This window comes from Megasphaera sp. AF13-6AC, from assembly GCF_027685385.1.
Classification (GTDB): Bacteria; Bacillota; Negativicutes; order Veillonellales; family Megasphaeraceae; genus Megasphaera; species Megasphaera micronuciformis.
In genome coordinates, this window is the sequence record NZ_JAQCUN010000013.1 from 1 (window position 1) to 1,569 (window position 1,569).

The following is a 1,569-nucleotide window of genomic DNA, read 5'->3' on the forward strand; positions in this document are numbered from 1 at the left end:
CGGGTATGAGAAAAAAGTCAAAGACAACTTGGAACGTAAGGTCAGATCCATGGGGCTGGAAAACGTTATTGAACGGATTCTTGTTCCTGAAGAAGACGAAATTGATGTCAAAGACGGTCGGAAACGTACGGTAAGACGTAAGATCTATCCGGGCTATGTCTTTGTTGAAATGGAAGTCAACGATCGCTCCTGGTACGTTGTCCGCAATACGCCGGGAGTTACCGGCTTTGTAGGTTCGGCAACGAAACCTGTTCCCTTGGAACCGCAGGAAGTAAGACGCATCCTCAAGTCTCAAGGTATAGAAAAAGAAGTGCGCCCGCAGATTTCCGTTGAAATCGGCGAACAGGTCCGTATTATTTCGGGCCCCTTCGATAATTTTTATGCGACTATTACGGAAATTAACAATGAGAAGGGTACGCTTAAAGGCCTGATTGATATGTTCGGCCGTGAAACTTCGGTAGAAGTCGACTATTCTCAAATCGAGAAGAGTCTGGAATAAACTTCTAATGCGACGTTTTCGTCGCGAGTGGGAGGGTCGTCGACCCGTTTAACCACATCTTGTAATGTAAGGAGGTGTAAATCACCATGGCAAAAAAAGTAGCAAGAATGGTAAAGCTTCAGTGTGAAGCAGGTAAGGCAACTCCGGCGCCTCCTATCGGTCCTGCATTGGGTCAGGCCGGCGTCAACATTATGGCCTTTGTCAAGGAATTTAACGAACGTACGGCAAAGCAGGCAGGTTATATTATTCCTGTTGAAATTACCGTATACGACGACAGATCCTTTACATTCATTACCAAAACTCCGCCTGCAGCAGTATTGCTGAAAAAAGCGGCAGGTTTGGACAAAGCTTCGGGTGAACCGAACAAGAAGAAAGTTGCTAAGCTCGGTCGCGATAAAGTTCGCGAAATCGCCGAAACCAAGATGCCCGACCTCAATGCAAACGATGTCGAAGCAGCTATGAAAATGGTTGAAGGTACGGCTCGCAGCATGGGTATCGACATCGTCGACTAAGACGTTGTTATCCCGTGGAAGGAGACTTGTCTCCGCATGACCACAACAGGAGGAAAACACAGATGGCAAAAGTAGGTAAGAAATATGCCGACGCCCTCAAATCGTTCGATGCACAGGCATTGTATGATGCGGCTGAAGCAATTGATATCCTGAAAAAAATGGATACCGCCAAATTTGATGAAACCGTCGAATTGGCTGTCAACCTCAACGTTGACCCGAAATATGCCGATCAGCAGGTTCGCGGTGCTTTGGTACTGCCCCACGGTATCGGTAAAACGAAACGCGTCCTCGTTTTTGCACAGGGCGAAAAAGAAAAAGAAGCTCAAGAAGCCGGTGCCGATTATGTCGGCGGCGACGACTTGGTAGAAAAAATTAAAGGCGGCTGGTTTGAATTTGATGTCGCTATCGCTACTCCCGATATGATGGGTAAAGTCGGTCGTCTCGGTAAGGTCCTCGGCCCTAAGGGCTTGATGCCTAACCCGAAAGTCGGCACGGTAACGATGGATGTAGCCAGAGCCGTTAATGAAAGTAAAGCCGGTAAGATTGAATATCGTACGG

General features: G+C 47.5%; 3 protein-coding genes. All 3 read left to right on the forward strand.

What is annotated here, in order from left to right:
- Positions 1 to 499, forward strand: a 499-nt coding sequence (gene nusG, locus PGX78_RS01640; protein ID WP_270445116.1) for a transcription termination/antitermination protein NusG, incomplete at its 5' end; no start/stop codon positions are given.
- An 86-nt stretch (positions 500 to 585) separates the two neighbouring features.
- Positions 586 to 1,011 (forward strand): 50S ribosomal protein L11, encoded by a 426-nt coding sequence (rplK, locus tag PGX78_RS01645; protein ID WP_006941113.1) that lies wholly within the window; start codon positions 586 to 588, stop codon positions 1,009 to 1,011.
- Positions 1,012 to 1,073: 62 nt separating this feature from the next.
- Positions 1,074 to 1,569 (forward strand): 50S ribosomal protein L1 (rplA, locus tag PGX78_RS01650; RefSeq protein WP_270445117.1); only part of this gene is annotated, 496 nt, incomplete at its 3' end.